Annotated in this window: 14 protein-coding genes; 13 read left to right on the forward strand and 1 reads right to left on the reverse strand. The window is 68.5% G+C overall.

What is annotated here, in order from left to right; translation table 11 throughout:
• The first annotated feature begins 11 nt into the window (after positions 1 to 11).
• The 8 genes from VGI12_10280 (at position 12) to VGI12_10315 (ending at position 6,283) form a co-directional block, all read left to right on the forward strand.
• Entirely contained in the window at positions 12 to 821 is an 810-nt protein-coding gene (locus VGI12_10280; GenBank protein ID HEY2433048.1) for a metallophosphoesterase, read from the forward strand.
• A 23-nt stretch (positions 822 to 844) separates the two neighbouring features.
• Positions 845 to 1,804: a L,D-transpeptidase gene (locus tag VGI12_10285; GenBank protein HEY2433049.1), complete on the forward strand. Its 960-nt coding sequence runs from the start codon at positions 845 to 847 to the stop codon at positions 1,802 to 1,804.
• A gap of 4 nt (positions 1,805 to 1,808) precedes the next feature.
• Positions 1,809 to 2,483 (forward strand): M23 family metallopeptidase, encoded by a 675-nt coding sequence (locus VGI12_10290; GenBank protein ID HEY2433050.1) that lies wholly within the window; start codon positions 1,809 to 1,811, stop codon positions 2,481 to 2,483.
• 69 nt (positions 2,484 to 2,552) lie between these two features.
• Positions 2,553 to 3,110, forward strand: coding sequence for an RNA polymerase sigma factor (locus VGI12_10295; GenBank protein HEY2433051.1), 558 nt, complete (start codon positions 2,553 to 2,555; stop codon positions 3,108 to 3,110).
• Entirely contained in the window at positions 3,107 to 3,787 is a 681-nt protein-coding gene (locus VGI12_10300; GenBank protein HEY2433052.1) for a zf-HC2 domain-containing protein, read from the forward strand. Before VGI12_10295 ends, VGI12_10300 begins: the two co-directional genes overlap by 4 nt.
• A 13-nt stretch (positions 3,788 to 3,800) precedes the next feature.
• Positions 3,801 to 4,697, forward strand: a complete 897-nt coding sequence (locus tag VGI12_10305; GenBank protein ID HEY2433053.1) for a hypothetical protein — start codon at positions 3,801 to 3,803, stop codon at positions 4,695 to 4,697.
• Positions 4,698 to 4,757: 60 nt separating this feature from the next.
• Complete coding sequence (locus VGI12_10310; protein HEY2433054.1) at positions 4,758 to 5,996, forward strand: methyltransferase domain-containing protein; 1,239 nt, start codon at positions 4,758 to 4,760, stop codon at positions 5,994 to 5,996.
• Between the two features lie 149 nt (positions 5,997 to 6,145).
• Entirely contained in the window at positions 6,146 to 6,283 is a 138-nt protein-coding gene (locus tag VGI12_10315) for a hypothetical protein (GenBank protein HEY2433055.1), read from the forward strand.
• A gap of 122 nt (positions 6,284 to 6,405) precedes the next feature.
• On the opposite strand, the gene VGI12_10320 is transcribed toward VGI12_10315, so the two are convergent.
• Positions 6,406 to 6,582 carry a hypothetical protein gene (locus VGI12_10320; GenBank protein ID HEY2433056.1) on the reverse strand — a complete coding sequence of 59 codons (177 nt, stop codon included), beginning with the start codon at positions 6,580 to 6,582 and terminating at the stop codon, positions 6,406 to 6,408.
• A gap of 191 nt (positions 6,583 to 6,773) precedes the next feature.
• Between VGI12_10320 and VGI12_10325 the strand changes: the two genes are divergently transcribed.
• The 5 genes from VGI12_10325 (at position 6,774) to VGI12_10345 (ending at position 15,500) form a co-directional block, all read left to right on the forward strand.
• Positions 6,774 to 7,925 carry a SpoIIE family protein phosphatase gene (locus VGI12_10325; protein HEY2433057.1) on the forward strand — a complete coding sequence of 384 codons (1,152 nt, stop codon included), beginning with the start codon at positions 6,774 to 6,776 and terminating at the stop codon, positions 7,923 to 7,925.
• Between the two features lie 92 nt (positions 7,926 to 8,017).
• Positions 8,018 to 9,151, forward strand: coding sequence for a histidine kinase (locus VGI12_10330; GenBank protein HEY2433058.1), 1,134 nt, complete (start codon positions 8,018 to 8,020; stop codon positions 9,149 to 9,151).
• A 4-nt stretch (positions 9,152 to 9,155) separates the two neighbouring features.
• Positions 9,156 to 9,932: a LytTR family DNA-binding domain-containing protein gene (locus tag VGI12_10335; protein HEY2433059.1), complete on the forward strand. Its 777-nt coding sequence runs from the start codon at positions 9,156 to 9,158 to the stop codon at positions 9,930 to 9,932.
• A gap of 213 nt (positions 9,933 to 10,145) precedes the next feature.
• The gene (locus tag VGI12_10340) at positions 10,146 to 12,023 is read left to right on the forward strand and encodes a winged helix-turn-helix domain-containing protein (GenBank protein ID HEY2433060.1); all 1,878 of its coding nucleotides are present in this window, start codon (positions 10,146 to 10,148) and stop codon (positions 12,021 to 12,023) included.
• An 81-nt stretch (positions 12,024 to 12,104) separates the two neighbouring features.
• Positions 12,105 to 15,500, forward strand: coding sequence for an acyl-[ACP]--phospholipid O-acyltransferase (locus VGI12_10345; GenBank protein HEY2433061.1), 3,396 nt, complete (start codon positions 12,105 to 12,107; stop codon positions 15,498 to 15,500).
• The last annotated feature ends 363 nt before the right edge of the window (positions 15,501 to 15,863 follow it).

Raw genomic sequence — 15,863 nt, forward strand, 5'->3', positions numbered from 1 at the left:
GAAGCTGGAGCATGCCGTCGAAGGACCTCGTCCGCATCGCGGCGATTGGTGATCTGCATTACGGTCGCGCTACCCCGGCAGGATCGCTGCAGCCGCTGTTCGCGCAGATCGCCGACTCGGCCGACATCCTGGCGCTCGCCGGCGACCTGACCGACTACGGCCTCGCCGAGGAAGCCCGCGGCTTCGCCAGAGAACTGGCCGCGGTCCGCATTCCGATGGTCGCCGTCCTCGGTAACCACGACGTCGAGTCGAACCAGCAGAGCGAGATCGTCGCGATCCTCAAGGACGCCGGTGTCACGACCCTCGACGGCGACACGACGGAGATCCTGGGAATAGGTTTCGCCGGCGTGAAGGGGTTCTGCGGCGGCTTCGGCCGTCGGGCGCTCGGCCCGTGGGGTGAACCGATCATCAAGAAATTCGTCCATGAGGCACTCGACGAGGCGCTGAAGCTCGAGACCGCGCTCGCGCGGCTGCGCGGCGAGCACCTCATCACGCTGCTCCATTACGCGCCGGTCCAGGCGACGGTCGAGGGGGAGCCTCTCGAGATCTATCCGTTCCTCGGCTGCAGCCGTCTCGAGGAGCCGATCACGCGCTATCCGATCAGCGCCGTCATCCATGGACACGCGCACCATGGGGCACCCGAGGGGCGGACGCGCACCAACGTGCCGGTTTACAACGTCTCGGCATCGCTGATGCGTGAGCGGTTTCCCGAACGTCCCTTCCGGCTCATCGAAGTCGGGCCGGCCAGCGCGCTCGCGGCGGAGCGCCGCGCCGGAAGCGATCGTCGCGGCATTCCCGTCGCGATGCCGGAGGTCATGTGAAACACCCATCGACGTCGTCAGTCATGCGAGGGCTCCTGGTCTCCGGTGCGGCGGTTGGCCAGCTGCTGCTCGCGCAGCCGGCGGCCGCGCAGCACCGGCCCGTGCGGAAGACGCAGCATGCGGTGCGAAAGGAAGCGCCGAAAGCGCCTCCAATCGACAAGCCGATGCTGGCGACGCAGGTGATGCTCGACCGCGCCGGCTATTCGCCTGGCGAGATCGACGCGCGGCACGGATCGAATTCGGACCGCGCGCTCGCGGCGTTCGCGAGCCATGGCGGCGATCCCACGGCGCTGCCGCAGGACGCCTTGACCGACTACACCATCACGTCCGAGGACGCGGCCGGGCCGTTCACCCAGTCGATCCCGCCGGATCTCATGGCGATGGCGAAATTGACCTCGCTCGACTACACCAACCTCGTCGAGATGCTCGGCGAACGGTTCCACGCGAGTCCGGCGCTGCTGAGACGTCTGAATCCCGAGGCCACATTCGACGCTGGCGAGACCATCACGGTCCCCAATGTCGAGCAGGGCATGGCGGCGGCGGGGCGCAAGAACGATCCGTCCAGCCCGATGGCGACGACCGTCACCGTGCGCAAGAGCAGCTCCGACCTGCTGGCGACCGACAAGGCGGGCAACGTGCTGATGTACGCGCCGGTCACGACCGGCAGCGAGCACGATCCGCTCCCGATCGGAACCTGGCAGGTCAACGGCGTGCAGCACAACCCGACGTTCCACTACAACCCGGCGCTCTTCTGGGACGCGAACACGGCGGACACGAAAGCGACCATTCCGGCCGGGCCCAACAACCCCGTGGGCGTCGTCTGGATCGACATCTCCCACCCGCACTACGGGCTGCACGGAACGCCGGAGCCCTCGCGGATCGGCAAGACGACATCGCACGGCTGCGTGCGATTGACGAACTGGGACGCGCTCAAGCTGTCGGCGCTCGTGCGGCCTGGCACGCGGGTCGTGTTCGCGGAGTAACGCGATGCCGCAGGGGCCCCGTCCCGACGTTCGGTATTTGCTCGCAGCCGCGCTGCTCGGCTTCGTCCTCGGCGCATTCCTCGTCGGGTCACTGTCCCACGCCAACGCGCTGGCCGCTGTTCCGCCGGAGGCGGAGAGCCGCATCGCCCGAGCGGTCGACGAACCGCCGGGCGCCGCTGCCAGCGCGCCGGCGCCGACGAGCGGGCGCGCGCAGGATGTGGCTCCCGAATCGGACGACACAAAGGACCTCACGGCCCGCAAGCTGACGATTCCGGTGCAGGGCGTCGGCGCGGCCCAGCTCACTCATACATTTCACGACGCGCGTTCGGGCGGGCGCGAGCACGAAGCGCTCGACATCCTGGCGCCGCGCAACACGCCGGTGATTGCCGTCGAGGACGGCACCATCGCCAAACTGTTTCTCAGCAAGGCCGGCGGCACCACCATCTACCAGTTCGATCCGTCCCGGGAGTATGCCTACTACTACGCCCACCTGGAACACTACGCCGACGGACTCGCGGAAGGGGCCCTCGTCCGGCGTGGGCAGATCATCGGCTACGTCGGTACGTCGGGAAATGCCCCGAAGGACACACCCCACCTGCATTTTGCGATCTTCCGCCTGACCGCCGCCAAACACTGGTGGGAAGGCACAGCGATCGATCCCTACGGGGTACTTCGATAGGACGGTCGCCGGGCCGCCCTTCCAACCTTTTCCCCGGCCTCCCCATCCAAGCTGGTGTAAGGATGGAGCTTGGAGGCACTGGCGCCCATATCCTCCGCTCGAGCGGCCGTCTCGGCTGAGCGGTTCTCCGACGTGGCGCGGGCCGCGGCGGGCGACGCAGGTGCGTTCGAGGCGCTGTACCGGCTGCATCTGCCGCGGGTGCACAGCCTCGTGCGGCGAATGACCGCCGGCCGGGATGCCGACGAGCTGACGCAGGACGTGTTCGTGCGCGTCTGGCAGAAGCTGGGGACGTTCCGAGGCGACTCGTCGTTCTCGACCTGGCTGCACCGCCTCGCCGTGAACGTCGTGATCGAGCGGTTTCGCACCGATCAGGCACGCCGCGCCCGCCTGGTGGACGGAGAGGCGGTCTTCGACCGCATGGCCAGTCCGCGGGCGCGCCCCGACCTGGGAATGGATTTCGAAACGGCTCTCGAGCGGCTTCCCGACGGCGCGCGCGAGATTTTCGTGCTGCACGACGTCGAGGGCTACAAGCACCACGAAATTGCCACCTTGCTGGAGATCTCGGCCGGCACGTCGAAGGCGCAGCTGCACCGCGCCCGGATGATGCTGCGGAAGCACCTGAAATGATCGATCCGTGGACCGACCGTCTGTCGGAGTACGTCGATGACGACCTCGAGCCGGCCGTGCGGGCCGACCTCGACCGTCATCTCGCATCCTGCGCGGCGTGCGCGGCGACCATCGCCGAGTTGCGGGAGGTCGTCGCCCGCGCCGCCAGCCTGTCGGCGCGCCCGCCGGCGGGCGACCTCTGGCCGGGCATCGCGCCGCGTCTCGGTCGGGTCACGGCGGCAGTCCAGCCTCTCGCGCCGGCCGCCGCGCGCCTCCGGCGGCGCGTCTCTTTCACCCTGCCGCAGCTCGTGGCCGCGGGGCTGGCGCTGATGGTGATGTCAGGCGGCGGGGTGTGGGTCCTGCAGCACGGCGGACGGGTCACCGACCTGCCGCCGGTCGCCGCCACGAGCGATCCGGATCCGGTCGTGTTGCCGGTCGCACTCGCCGATCCGCGCTACGACGAGGCGGTGGCCGATCTCGAGCAGGCGCTGGCCGCCGGACGGGCGCAGCTCGATCCCGGCACGATCAAGATCCTCGAAGTGAATCTCGATGCGATCGACAAGGCGATCGAGCAGTCCCGCCGCGCGCTCGCCACCGATCCGGCAAACGTGTACCTGCACAGCCACCTGGCCGAGGCGCGCCAACGCAAGCTGGCGCTGCTCCGCCGCAGCGTGGCGCTCGTCGAGGGCAGGAGTTGATGGTGAGCACCCGATGCTGATTCCGACACTGGCGCTGGCGCTGGTCCTGGCCCAGGGGGCGACGCCGCGGAGCGGGCCTCCGCAGACCGACGAAATGGTGCCGGTGCAGCACGGCGCGCGGCTGCTCGTCAACAACTTCGCCGGCGACGTGATCATCCACTCGTGGAACAAGGACAGCGTGCACGTCGTCGCGCGCCATCAGGGGCGCACGCGGGTCGACATCCGCCCGACCAGCGCCGGCCTGGCCATCTCGGCGTCGGCCACGATGGGCCCGCAGGGATCGGTCGACTACGAGATCACCGCTCCGGTGTGGATGGCGGTGCGCGTCGAGGGCACCTATGATTTCGTCACCGTCGACGGCATGCAGGGCGAGGTGTTCGCCAATACCGTCCGGGGCGACGTCACCATCAAGGGGGGCTCGGGCCTCGTCACCGCCAAGTCGGTCGAGGGCGAAGTGCACGTCGAGGGCACGCGCGGCAAAGTGGTCGTCAGCTCGGTCAACGAGAAGATCGTGATCACCGACACGACCGGCGAGATCAGCGCCGATTCGGTCAACGGGACGATCACCATGACCGGGATCGACTCGAAGAGCGTCGACGCCTCGACCGTCAACGGCACCATCGTCTACGAGGGGCGGATCCAGGACGGCGGCCACTACGGTTTCGGCACCCACAACGGCGACCTGCTGCTGGGGCTGCCCGACGCCGTGAATGCGACCTTCACCATCCGCACCTACCAGGGAAGCTTCAGCACCGAACTGCCGCTCGAAGGGGTCACCCGGTCGGATCTGCAGCGCGGCCGCCGCGTGACGACGGCTCTGGGCAACGGCAGCGCTGATGTGACGCTGGAAACGTTCGGCGGGTCGATCCGCCTGCGCAAGGGCTCCGCGCGACGGACACCCCCGCGATAACCACGACGGCCACGCGCCGGACCGCGTCCGCGTTCGGCCCTGTGGTATTACCCTTGTCGCATGTCAGACGCGGGTGATTCGAAGGCCGCAGAGAAAGACTACCTTCGCCGCAGCGGCGGCGGCGCCTGGGAGCGTGCAAAGCCGTTCTCGCCGCCGGGGACCGACCAGTTCGAGGAAGGCCTCGACATCCTCAACGACTTCGTCGTCGCCCTTCGCCTCCTGAGGCCGACGGCCGACGATCGAATCCTCGATCTGGGCGCGGGCGGCGGCTGGTGCTCGGATCTGCTGTCGCGCATGAGCCGGCGGTCCTTTCCTGTCGACATCTCGTTCGACATGCTGCGCATCTCGCGCGAACGCGGATCGAACGGGGGGCTGCCCGCAACCGTCGGCGATCTCGAGCGCCTGCCTTTCATCGACGGAAGTTTCACCAAAGCCATCTGCGTGAGCGCCCTCCACCACGTGCCTGACATGGGCGCCGCCATACGGGAAGTGTTCCGCGTGCTGAACGAAGACGGCGTGGTCGTGTTCTCGGAGCCGGGCGTCGGCCACGCCACGGAACCGTGGTCGGTCGCCGCGACCAGCGACTTCGGCGTGCTCGAGCAGGAAGTGCATATCGAACCAACCATCCAGATGTGTCGCGCCGCGGGCTTCGCCGACGCGTACGTCTGTCCGATCAGTTATGTGATTCCCGAGTTCAGGTTGACCGACGACGACTGGCGCGCGTGGATGCGGTTGCCGCTCGTGAAACGCCCGATGCGCGCGGCCCAGAAGCTCGGGCGCGCGCTCCTGGAACTCGCGGGGGCGGGCAAGCGAGGACCGCTGTTCGAAGAGGCGTTCGCGATGCGGCTCGTGCGTCTGCTCCAGATGCCGGTGCGGTCGCATCCGTTCATCATGGCCACGAAGCGCCGCCGCCAGTCTTCGAGCTCGGCGCCGTATCGCGCCTCGATCGACGCACGCGGCCTGCCGGAGGCATTGCGACCATCCGCCCGCGTCCCGCTCACCGTGGCGGTGACGAACACGGGTCGCGACGCATGGCGATCCGGCAACAGCCTTGGCGGAATCCAGCTGGGTCTCCAGCTCCTCGATGCGGGGGCGCGGCTCATCGACCGCGACTCGCAGCGGGTGCCCTTGCCGCGGGCGGTGCCGCCTGGCGACACCGTGATCGTCCACGTTACGTTCGCGGCACCCGCAGATCCCGGCGACTATGTCGTCAAGTTCGACATGGTCGCCGAGGGTCGCACGTGGTTCGAGCCCACGGGCTCGCCGGCGCTCACCACGCGCATCCGCGTGGCACACTGAACACCGGGCGCGACGGGGAATGGTTGGCGGGTCTGTCCGGCTGCGTAGCGCATCCGCGGCGCGGCAGCGCGCGGGATGGCCGCCTCGGGAGGCACCCAACCCTGCAACCGCAGATTCTCCTGCAGCCGCTGCGATCGCTCGATGAGCGCGTGCGGATCCTGATACTTCTCGATCTCCTGACGGCCGTCCGGAAATGTCAGCACGAGTTCGAAATCGTCACCATCGACCTGGCGGCGGATCTCGTACAGCAGCTTGGCGGTGTCGCGTTCGAAAAACCAGAGCATTGAAGTACTTATCGGCCGCTACCCCGCCCGGCCTTTAGGCTCACAGCCCTGCGGGGCGGTCATCGGCTCGATCACCGGCAGGCAAGGAATCTGCCACGGCAGCCGCGTACGGGATCGGGCGACGTTCAGTTGGCGCGAAGCGCAGCGACCGGATCGACCGCGGCCGCACGCCGAGCCGGACGCCACGTCGCCATCGCGGCGGTCGCCGTCAGCAGCGCGCCGATCAGGACATAAGTGGTTGGTCGTCCGGGCGGATCTCGAACAGCTGCCCCCATCACTTCAAACCGCAAAGCCCGCGTCATCGTCTCTTACTAGGAACGGGCCGTTGCAGGGACGTCACGGCGGCAGGACGGGCCAGATCGCTTCGCTTCCGGGACGGGACTGTGCGGAAGCGGACAGCGTGGCGGCCCATTCGAGTGGGCAGTGCACGTTTCTACGGTTTCATCCGTCAAACACACCGATGGCACGCGCTTTGGAAAATGCGGGCTCCAACATGATCGCCTCCGTCGTGGACGCCGGCGCGCCGCGGATTCTGATCGCCGACGATCAGCCCGATCTGCTCGACGCGCTCCAGCTCCTGCTCAAAGGGCAGGGCATCGAGTTCCACGCGGTGACGTCGCCCGACGCGGCGCTCGCGGCGTTGCAGGCGCGCCCGTTCGATCTCGTGCTGATGGATCTCAACTACACGGGAGACACGACCTCCGGGCGCGAAGGCATCGACCTGCTCGCGCGCGTGCAGGAAATCGATCGGTTGCTGCCGGTGGTCGTGATGACCGGCTGGGGAAGCGTCGACCTCGCGGTCGAAGCGATGCGCCGGGGCGTGCGCGACTTCGTGCAGAAACCGTGGGACAACCAGCAGCTGCTGGCGACGCTGCGGCAGGAGATCGCCGCCGGCCGGGCGCGGCGTCTGACCGACGCGGCGGAGCGCCGCGACCTCGCCGAGGCGCTCGCGATTCAGCGGCGGCTGCTGCCGCAGCAGATCCCGCAGATCGACGGGTGGGAAATCGCGGCCAGCTGGCAACCCGCGTCGGGCGTCGGCGGCGACTGCTTCGACGTGATCCGCTTCGGCGACAACCTGATCGCCCTCTCGATCGCCGACGTCGTCGGCAAAGGCGTGCCGGCGGCGCTGCTGATGTCGAACCTGCAGGCGGCGGTGCGCGCCTTCGCGTCGGAGACAGTCGAGCCGCAGGCGCTCTGTCGGCAGGTCAACCGGGTGCTCTGCGGCAACATCGCCGAAGGACGCTTCATCAGCTTCTTCTACTGCGTTCTCGACGCGGTCCACGGCGTCCTCACCTACTGCAACGCCGGACACTACCTGCCCGCGCTGATCCGCGCCGATGGCGCGGTCGAGCGCTTCGACAGCGGCGGCCCTGTGCTCGGTGTCATTCCGGATGCCGACTACGAGCAGGCGCAGGTGCTCCTGGCGCCGGGCGATCGCCTCGTCTTCTTCACCGACGGCCTGACGGAAGCGCGCAATGCGGCCGACGACGAGTTCGGTGAACCCCGACTGCTGGACTCCGCCGTCCGGCATCGCGCCTGTTCCGCGCCGGCGCTGCAGGCACGGCTGGTCGACGCCGTGGCGACGTTCACCGGCGGACGTCTGCAGGACGACGCGACGCTCATCGTGGTGGCGGCTGACCTGTGATGAACATGCCGTCGAGCGTGACGAACGGCATCAGGACAGGGACGGAAATTACGCTGTTGACGAGCGTTTCGCGCCCTGCGGATACTGCTCGGATGCGGAAAACGTGGACGCCTCCCTGGGGCTGGGTTTTCGGCCTCTGTACGACCCTGAGCGTCTTCTCATGGCTTCAGGCGTGGCGGCTCACCCTCGTCAACAGCAAGCCTGGAACGCCGATTCATCCCGGCAAGCTCCTGGCGCTGAACCTGGCCTACTGGTACGTGCCGGCGCTGCTGACGCCGGCCGTGGTATGGGGGGCGCGGCGGTTTCCGTTCGTCAACGGTCACAAGGTGCGGGCGGTCTTCGCGCACGCGGTCGGCGCGCTGCTCTTCGGGCTCGCCTGCTTCGCGGGCATGATCGGCACGCGTTTCCTGCTCTGGGAGAACGCCGGCAAGTGGCCGGGGGCGACCTGGCCTGAGTTCTTCCAGCGAATCATCTTCGAACAGCTCGACTGGAGCCTGATGGTCTACGCGGTCATCGTCGGCGCCAGTCACGCGATCGCCTTCTTCCGCGAGTCGGAGCAGCGCAAGCTGCGCGCGACGCAGCTCGAAATGCAGGTCGTGCAGGCGCGGCTGAAGACACTCGAGGCGGAGCTGCACCCGCATTTCCTGTTCAACACGCTGCACGCGATCTCGACGCTCGTGCACCGTGATCCCGACTCCGCCGACCGGATGATCAGCCGCCTGAGCGATCTGCTCCGCATCACGTTCGACCGCAGCGGCGAGCCGATCGTCTCGCTGAAGGAGGAGATCGAGTTCCTGCAGAAATACCTCGACATCGAACAGATCCGCTTCCCGGATCGTCTCAGAGCAAGCGTGAGCCTCGATCCCGACGCGCTCGACGGCGAAGTGCCGCGGATGATCCTGCAGCCGCTCGTCGAGAACGCGATCAAGCACGGCATCGCCGGGCGGCATGGCGGCAATCACGTCCACATCAGCGCCGGCCGCAACGGCGAGCGCCTGTGGATGCAGGTGCACGACAACGGCGGCGGCCTGCAGGTCGGGACGCTGCGCGCGTTGCGCACCGGTGTCGGCCTGGCCAACACCCGCGACCGCCTCGACTGCCTCTACGGACGGCTGTATCGCCTGGAGTTCTCCGATCGCGACGGCGGACTCTCGGTGCTGATCGAAATCCCATTCCAGCGGCTGCCGGCGTCCGGTGGCGCCGCGGCCGCCTTCCGCGTGGCCTAAGCCTATGCACACCGCCCCGACCCGCGTTCTGATCGTCGACGACGAACCGCTCGCGCGCGAGCGCCTCCGCTCCCTGCTGAGCGAAGACTCGGGCTTCGAGGTGGCCGGCGAGGCCGGCGACGGCGCCGCGGCCGCACAGGCGATCGCGACGCTCAACCCCGATCTGGTCTTCCTCGACGTCCAGATGCCTGGCGGCGACGGGTTCGACGTCATCGACGCGGTCGGCGCCGACAAGATGCCGTTCGTCGTGTTCGTCACCGCCTACGATCGCTACGCGCTCCGTGCCTTCGACGTCCACGCGCTCGACTACCTTCTCAAGCCGTTCGATCGCGAACGGTTCCGGCAGGCGCTGACGCGCGCCAACCAGCAGCTCGACAAGCAGAAAGAGGGCGACATCGAACGGCGGCTCGCCGCCATCGTCAACGATCTGCGTCCCACCAAGGCGCGGGCGGATCGCTTCGTGGTCAAGTCGGGCGGCCGCATCTTCTTCGTGCGCACCTCCGAGATCGACTGGATCGAAGCCGCCGGCAACTACGTCAAGCTCCACGTCGGCAACGACTCGCACCTGATCCGCGAGACCATGAACAACGTCGAGGGAAAGCTGTCGCCCGAGACGTTCGTCCGCATCCACCGCTGCCACATCGTCAACATCGAACAGGTCCGAGAACTGCAGCCCTGGTTCAACGGCGAGTACGTGGTGTTCCTGAAGAACGGCACGCGCCTGACACTCAGCCGAGGCTACCGGGAACGGCTCCAGGATCGGATCGGCCGCCCGATCTAGTCTCATCCGAGGGGCGTCGCCCCTCGGACTCCCGTACACGTTCCCTCGCGCGCGCTGCGCCGGCGCGCTCCTGTCGCGTGGCTTACTCGCGGCGCTCGCTCGCCGGCGATTGCAACTGGCATTTACGCAGAATCCCGCAGCCGGAACGCCAATTCGCGGAACCCACAACCTGCAGATGCCGTGCGAGCCCAGCCCCCGCAGTAAGCTACGCCGGTGGTAGCCGCGTACCGCTTCGGGCCCTTCCTCGTCGATCGATCCGGCTACCGCGTCATGCGCGGCGGCGTGCAGCTCGATCTGACGCCGAAGCTGCTCGACCTGCTGCTGCTCCTCCTCGACCACGCCGGCGAGCTCGTCACCAAGGAAGAACTGCTCGACGCGCTCTGGCGCGACGCCAACGTCACCGACAACGCCCTCGCGCAGGCGGTCTCCGAGCTGCGCGACACGCTCGGCGACGAGCCGGCCGCGCCGACCTACATCAAGACCGTCGCCCGCCGCGGCTACCGCTTCGTGGCGCCGGTGACGCCGCTGCCCGAGCCGGCGTCCGCGCCGACCGGCGGCGCGGCGCCGATCGACGACGACTCGCTCGCGGTGCTCGATTTCACCAACCTGAGCGGCGACGCCGATGCGGCGTGGCTGTCGGCGGGGATCGCTGAAACGGTCAGCGCGGACCTCGCGGCGTCAGGGCGCTTCAAGGTGATCGATCGATGGCGGGTGGTGGAAGCGGCGCGCCGGCCCGACGCGGCGTTTCAGGACATCGCCCTGGCGCTTCGCGTGCGTCTCGTGGTGGTCGGCAGCTTTCAGCGCCACGGCGAGCGGGTTCGCGTCACCGCGCGGATCGTCGACGTGCCGAGCGGCGACGCAATCGCTGACGCCAAGGTGGACGGCGGCCTGTCTGACATCTTCGCTCTGCAGGATCAGGTCGCGGCCCTGTTCGCGCGAGAGCTCGGCGTCGCCGGCGACGCCGCGCCGCGTCATCGTGACACCCCGAGCCTCGACGCCTATCGCGCGCTCGTCGAAGGGTGGCTCAAGGTCGACACGCTCGACGTCCAGGCGCTGCCGGCGGCGATCGCCGATTTCGAGCGGGCGATTGCGATCGATCCGAAATACGCGCTGGCGCACACCGGGCTGGCGTCGGCGGAGCTGGCGCTCTACGAGTCGACGCGCACCGACAACCATCCCGAGCGGCCGCGTCTCGCGCGCGCGGCCGCGGAGGCGCGGCGTGCCATCGAGCTCGACGAGCATCTTGCGGAAGCCCACGGCGCGCTCGCCATGATCCTGGTCAGCTCGTGGGAGTCACCAGAAGCGATCCGCGCCGCACGCCGGGCGGTGGCGCTCGAGCCCGGCAACTGGCGCCATCTGTTCAGGCTCGGCCATGCGACCTGGGGAGACGAGCGGCTGCGGGCAGGAGCCGCCACGCTCGCCGTCTACCCTGACTTCGCGTTCTCGTACTTTCAGACCGCCATGGTGCACGTGGCGCGCGGCCACCTCGCCGAAGCGGAACGGGTGCTGCAGCACGGCACGGCGGTGCAGGATCGGCAGATCGCGCGCGGCGATCGCTATCCGGCGCTCGGCCTGCACTGGCTGCTCGGACTGGTGCGGCTCGCCCAGGAAGACGTCACCGAAGCCCTCGAGGAGTTCGACCGCGAGCTCGCGCTCGCCGAGCCCCAACGTCTCTACGGGCGCGAGTACGCGATGTACGCGCGGCTCGGCCGCGGCGGCGCGCTCGTTCGCGATGGCCGCGGCGCGGCTGCGGCCGAGGCGTTCCGCGAGGCACTTGCGATCTTCCCCGCGCATCCGCTCGCCCTCGTCGGCGCGGCCATGACGACGGGCTCGTCGTTCGCGCGCGCCGAGACCGCGATTGCCGACATGCGGGCCAGTAAGCCAATCGAGGCGGCCCTGGCGACGGGCGCGCTGCTGGCGGTCCAGGGGGATCAGGCGCAGGCGGCCGCCGTCCTCGGCCAGGTCCTCGAGGAAGCCCCACCCGGATTCGCCGGGTGGGAGCTTCCCGTCCAGCCGCTGCTGCGCCACCTCGCCGAAACCCCGCCGATCCGGGCCATATTGGCCCGGCTAGCCGAGCGCGCGCTCGGATAGCCAGGTCGTGGTCAGCATTTCTCAGGGTTTGCTCAGGACGGCCGCGCGCGGCTGCTCTATCGTGGGTGGCAAGGAGACAGCATGACCGCGCACAGCTATCGCGACACGCTCCGCCGCCCCGGACTGCAGCCTTTCCTGTGGACGCAGTTCCTGGGGGCGTTCAACGACAACCTGTTCAAGATCGTCGTCTCGATGGTCGCGATCCACGCCGCGACCCAGGCGGCATCCGGACGACAGCTGTCGATCGTCGGCGCGATCTTCATCCTGCCCTTCCTGCTCTTCTCCGGCTATGCCGGACAGCTGGCCGACATCTACAGCAAGCGAACCGTGCTGGTCGTCACCAAGTCGCTGGAGATCCTGGCCACCGCGCTCGGGCTCGTGGCGTTCGCCACCGGCCACCTGCAGCTCACCTACGTCACCCTGTTCCTCATCGCGGTGCAGGCGACGTTTTTCAGCCCGGCGAAATACGGCATCCTGCCGGAGGTCCTTCCCGACAGCGATCTCTCCCGCGCCAACGGCGTGCTCGAAATGAGCACGTTCGCCGCCATCGTCATCGGCACGGCGCTCGGCTCGGTGCTGTTCGACGCCTGGAAGGATCGGCTGTGGATCATCGGGGTGATCGTCGTCGTGGTCGCGATCGTCGGCACGGCGTTGAGCTTCCGCATTCCGCAGGTGGCGCCGGCGACGCCGGGCCGGCGCCTGTCGCTCAATCCGGTGCGCGACGTGGTCATCGGAGTGAAACGCCTGCGGCGGGAGCCGGCGCTGTGGCAATGCGTCATCGGCATCTCCTACTTCTGGTTCATGGGCGCGCTGCTGCAGGCGGTGATGATCCTCTTCGGCACCGAAGTCATGCACCTCGCCGATCGCTACGTCGGCGTCCTGCTGACCTTCGCCGCCATCGGTATCGCGGCCGGCAGCCTGTCGGCCGGCCGTCTCTCTGGCGACCGGGTCGAGCTCGGCCTCGCGCCGATTGGCTCGATCGGCATGGGCGTGTTCGGGATCTTCCTCTCCTTCTCGCACTCGTTCGCCTTCGCGGCGCTCAATCTCGCGCTGGTCGGCTTCTTCGGCGGCCTGTTCGCCGTCCCGCTCAACGCGCTGCTCCAGCAGAAAAGCGGCAACGAGGAGAAGGGACGGATCATGGCGACCAACAACGTCATGAACACCGTCGGCATCCTCCTGGCACAGGCCGCGCTGTGGGTGGCGACCGATCGGCTGCACCTCGGGGCCGATCGCATCATTCTGGTGTTCGCCTGCCTCACCGTGGCGGCGAGCGTCTACGTGCTGAGCGTCGTCCCGCAATTCCTGGTGCGCTTCTCTCTCTGGCTGGTCACGCACACGATCTACCGCATCCGCATCGAAGGGCAGCAGCACGTGCCGGCGCGCGGCCCGGCCCTGCTCGTCTGCAACCATCTCTCGCACATCGACGGCGCGCTCGTCGGCGCCTGCATGCAGCGGTTCGTACGCTTCCTGGTCTACAAGCCGTATTTCCAGCACTGGGCGGTCAACCCGCTGCTCCGGATGCTCCATGCGATTCCGGTCGGCGAGGGACGCGAGGCGCTGAAGGCGATCGAGGCGGCGCGCGCCGAACTCGCGGCGGGTCATGTGGTCTGCATTTTCGCGGAGGGGTCGATCAGCCGCACCGGCAACCTGCTGCCCTTCAAGCGCGGCCTCGAGCGCATCGTCGACGGCCTCGACGTGCCGATCGTGCCGGTCTACCTCGATCGCGTCTGGGGTAGCATCTTCAGCTTCAAGGAAGGGCGGTTCTTCTGGAAGGTCCCGGCGCGCATCCCCTACCCGGTCACGGTGGCCTTCGGCGCGCCGCTGCCCGCGTCGACGCCGGCCACCGAGGTGCGGCTGGCGCTGATGTCGCTCGGCGCCACCGCTACCGCGCTCCGGCGGGACCGCCGTGAGGTACTCGGGCGCCGGTTCATCACCGTCGCGAAGCGGCGCTGGGGCGCCTTCTGCATGGCGGATGCGGCGACCCCGCCGCTCACCTTCGGCCGGGCGCTGACCGCCTCGCTGCTGCTCTCGCGCTGGGTCCGGCGCCACGCGACGGGACAGTCGCGCATCGGGCTAATGCTGCCTTCGTCGGTCGGCGGCGTCCTGGCCAACGTCGGCGTCACGCTCGCCGGCAGAACGGCGGTGAACCTCAACTTCACCGCCGGACGCGAGGGGATGCAGTCGGCGATCGGGCGGTGCGGCCTCGAGACCATCCTCACCTCGCGCCGTTTTCTGCAGAAGGCGGACATCGCGCCGCTCGACGGCATGGTGATGCTCGAGGACGTAATGGCGTCGTTCACGCGCCTCGACAAAGTGCGTCAACTGATCATCGCCAGGCTCCTGCCCTCGTCGGCGTTGTCCGCGCTGTACGCGAGCGAGGGCACCTCCGACTCGCTGGCGACGATCGTCTTCTCGAGCGGCAGCACCGGCACGCCCAAGGGGGTGATGCTGACGCACGCCAACATCGTGGCCAACATCGACGCGGTCGCACAGGTGTTCCAGCTGCGCGACGACGATGTGATGGTCGGCGTGCTGCCGCTCTTCCACTCGTTCGGATTCACCGTCACGATGTGGCTGCCGCTGGTGGCGGGATTCGGGGCGGTGTTCCACCCCAACCCGATGGACGGCAAGAGCATCGGCGAGCTGGCCGAACGCTGGAAGGGTACGATCCTCGTCAGCACGCCGACCTTCTACGGCGGCTACATCCGCAAGTGCGAGCGCGGCCAGTTCGCGCACGTCCGCTACGCGCTGGTCGGCGCCGAAAGGCTTCGCGAGCCGATTGCCGCGGCGTTCAAGGAGAAGTTCGGGATCATGCTGCTCGAAGGCTATGGCTGCACCGAGATGTCGCCGGTCGTCGCCGTCAACGCACCGGACGTCGCCGGCGCCGGCAGCCTGCAGCGCGGCTCGCTCGCCGGATCGGTCGGGCACCCGCTGCCGGGTGTCGTCGCGAAAATCGTCGACCCGTCGACCGGCGAGGGACCGTTGATCGACACCGAGGGGCTCCTCCTCCTGAACGGACCGAACCGCATGGCCGGGTATCTCGACGATGAGGCACAGAGCGGCGAGGCGCTGCGGGACGGCTGGTACGTCACGGGCGACATCGGGTGCATCGACGAAGCCGGATTCATCCGGATCACCGACCGCCTGTCGCGCTTCAGCAAGGTTGGCGGCGAGATGGTGCCGCATATGAAGGTCGAAGAGCAGGTGCAGGCGCTGATCGACGCGAATCACACCTGCGTCGTGACCTCCGTGCCCGACGACACCCGCGGCGAGCGGCTGGTGGCCTTCTACACCGATCCGCTCGTCACCGCGGCGCAACTGTGGGAAGGGCTCTGCCGGACGGAGCTGCCGCGCCTCTGGATCCCGAAACGCGACGACCTGCGGTTCGTCGAGCAGGTGCCGACGCTCGGCACCGGTAAGGTCGACCTGCGCGCCGTGCGCAACCTCGCCGCCGGGGCCGAGGAGCCGGTCGCGTGATCGGCGAAGGCCTTCTCGCGCTGCTGGTGCTGGCGATCGTGGCGGCGCTCTCGCTGGGGGTGCCGATCGCCGTCATCATCCTGTTCGCGCGCACGAAGCAGCTCGAACGCCGGTTCGAGGCCCTGAGCCACGAACTGCGCGCGCTCCGATCTCTCGAAGCCCAACGAGCCAACCAACGCGCCACCGGCGCCGCCCCCTCCCCCGCACCCGACCGCGCTGCCTCCTCCCCGTCCGCAGTCCCGGCAGCATCTTCGCCCCCCTCTCCCTCGGCACCGCCACCTTCGGCACCCCTGGCCCCTTCAGCGCAAGCACCTTCAGCACCCTCAGCACCCTCAGCACCCTCAGCACCAGCACCGTTAGCAC

Source organism: Vicinamibacterales bacterium, assembly GCA_036496585.1.
Taxonomy (GTDB): domain Bacteria; phylum Acidobacteriota; class Vicinamibacteria; order Vicinamibacterales; family 2-12-FULL-66-21; genus JAICSD01.

Coding starts and splice junctions, on each gene's coding strand:
- VGI12_10280 (HEY2433048.1), top strand. CDS start 12: ATGCCGTCGAAGGACCTCGTCCGCATCGCGGCGATTGGTGATCTGCAT.
- VGI12_10285 (HEY2433049.1), top strand. CDS start 845: ATGCGAGGGCTCCTGGTCTCCGGTGCGGCGGTTGGCCAGCTGCTGCTC.
- VGI12_10290 (HEY2433050.1), top strand. CDS start 1,809: ATGCCGCAGGGGCCCCGTCCCGACGTTCGGTATTTGCTCGCAGCCGCG.
- VGI12_10300 (HEY2433052.1), top strand. CDS start 3,107: ATGATCGATCCGTGGACCGACCGTCTGTCGGAGTACGTCGATGACGAC.
- VGI12_10305 (HEY2433053.1), top strand. CDS start 3,801: ATGCTGATTCCGACACTGGCGCTGGCGCTGGTCCTGGCCCAGGGGGCG.
- VGI12_10310 (HEY2433054.1), top strand. CDS start 4,758: ATGTCAGACGCGGGTGATTCGAAGGCCGCAGAGAAAGACTACCTTCGC.
- VGI12_10320 (HEY2433056.1), bottom strand. CDS start 6,582: ATGACGCGGGCTTTGCGGTTTGAAGTGATGGGGGCAGCTGTTCGAGAT.
- VGI12_10325 (HEY2433057.1), top strand. CDS start 6,774: ATGATCGCCTCCGTCGTGGACGCCGGCGCGCCGCGGATTCTGATCGCC.
- VGI12_10330 (HEY2433058.1), top strand. CDS start 8,018: ATGCGGAAAACGTGGACGCCTCCCTGGGGCTGGGTTTTCGGCCTCTGT.
- VGI12_10335 (HEY2433059.1), top strand. CDS start 9,156: ATGCACACCGCCCCGACCCGCGTTCTGATCGTCGACGACGAACCGCTC.
- VGI12_10345 (HEY2433061.1), top strand. CDS start 12,105: ATGACCGCGCACAGCTATCGCGACACGCTCCGCCGCCCCGGACTGCAG.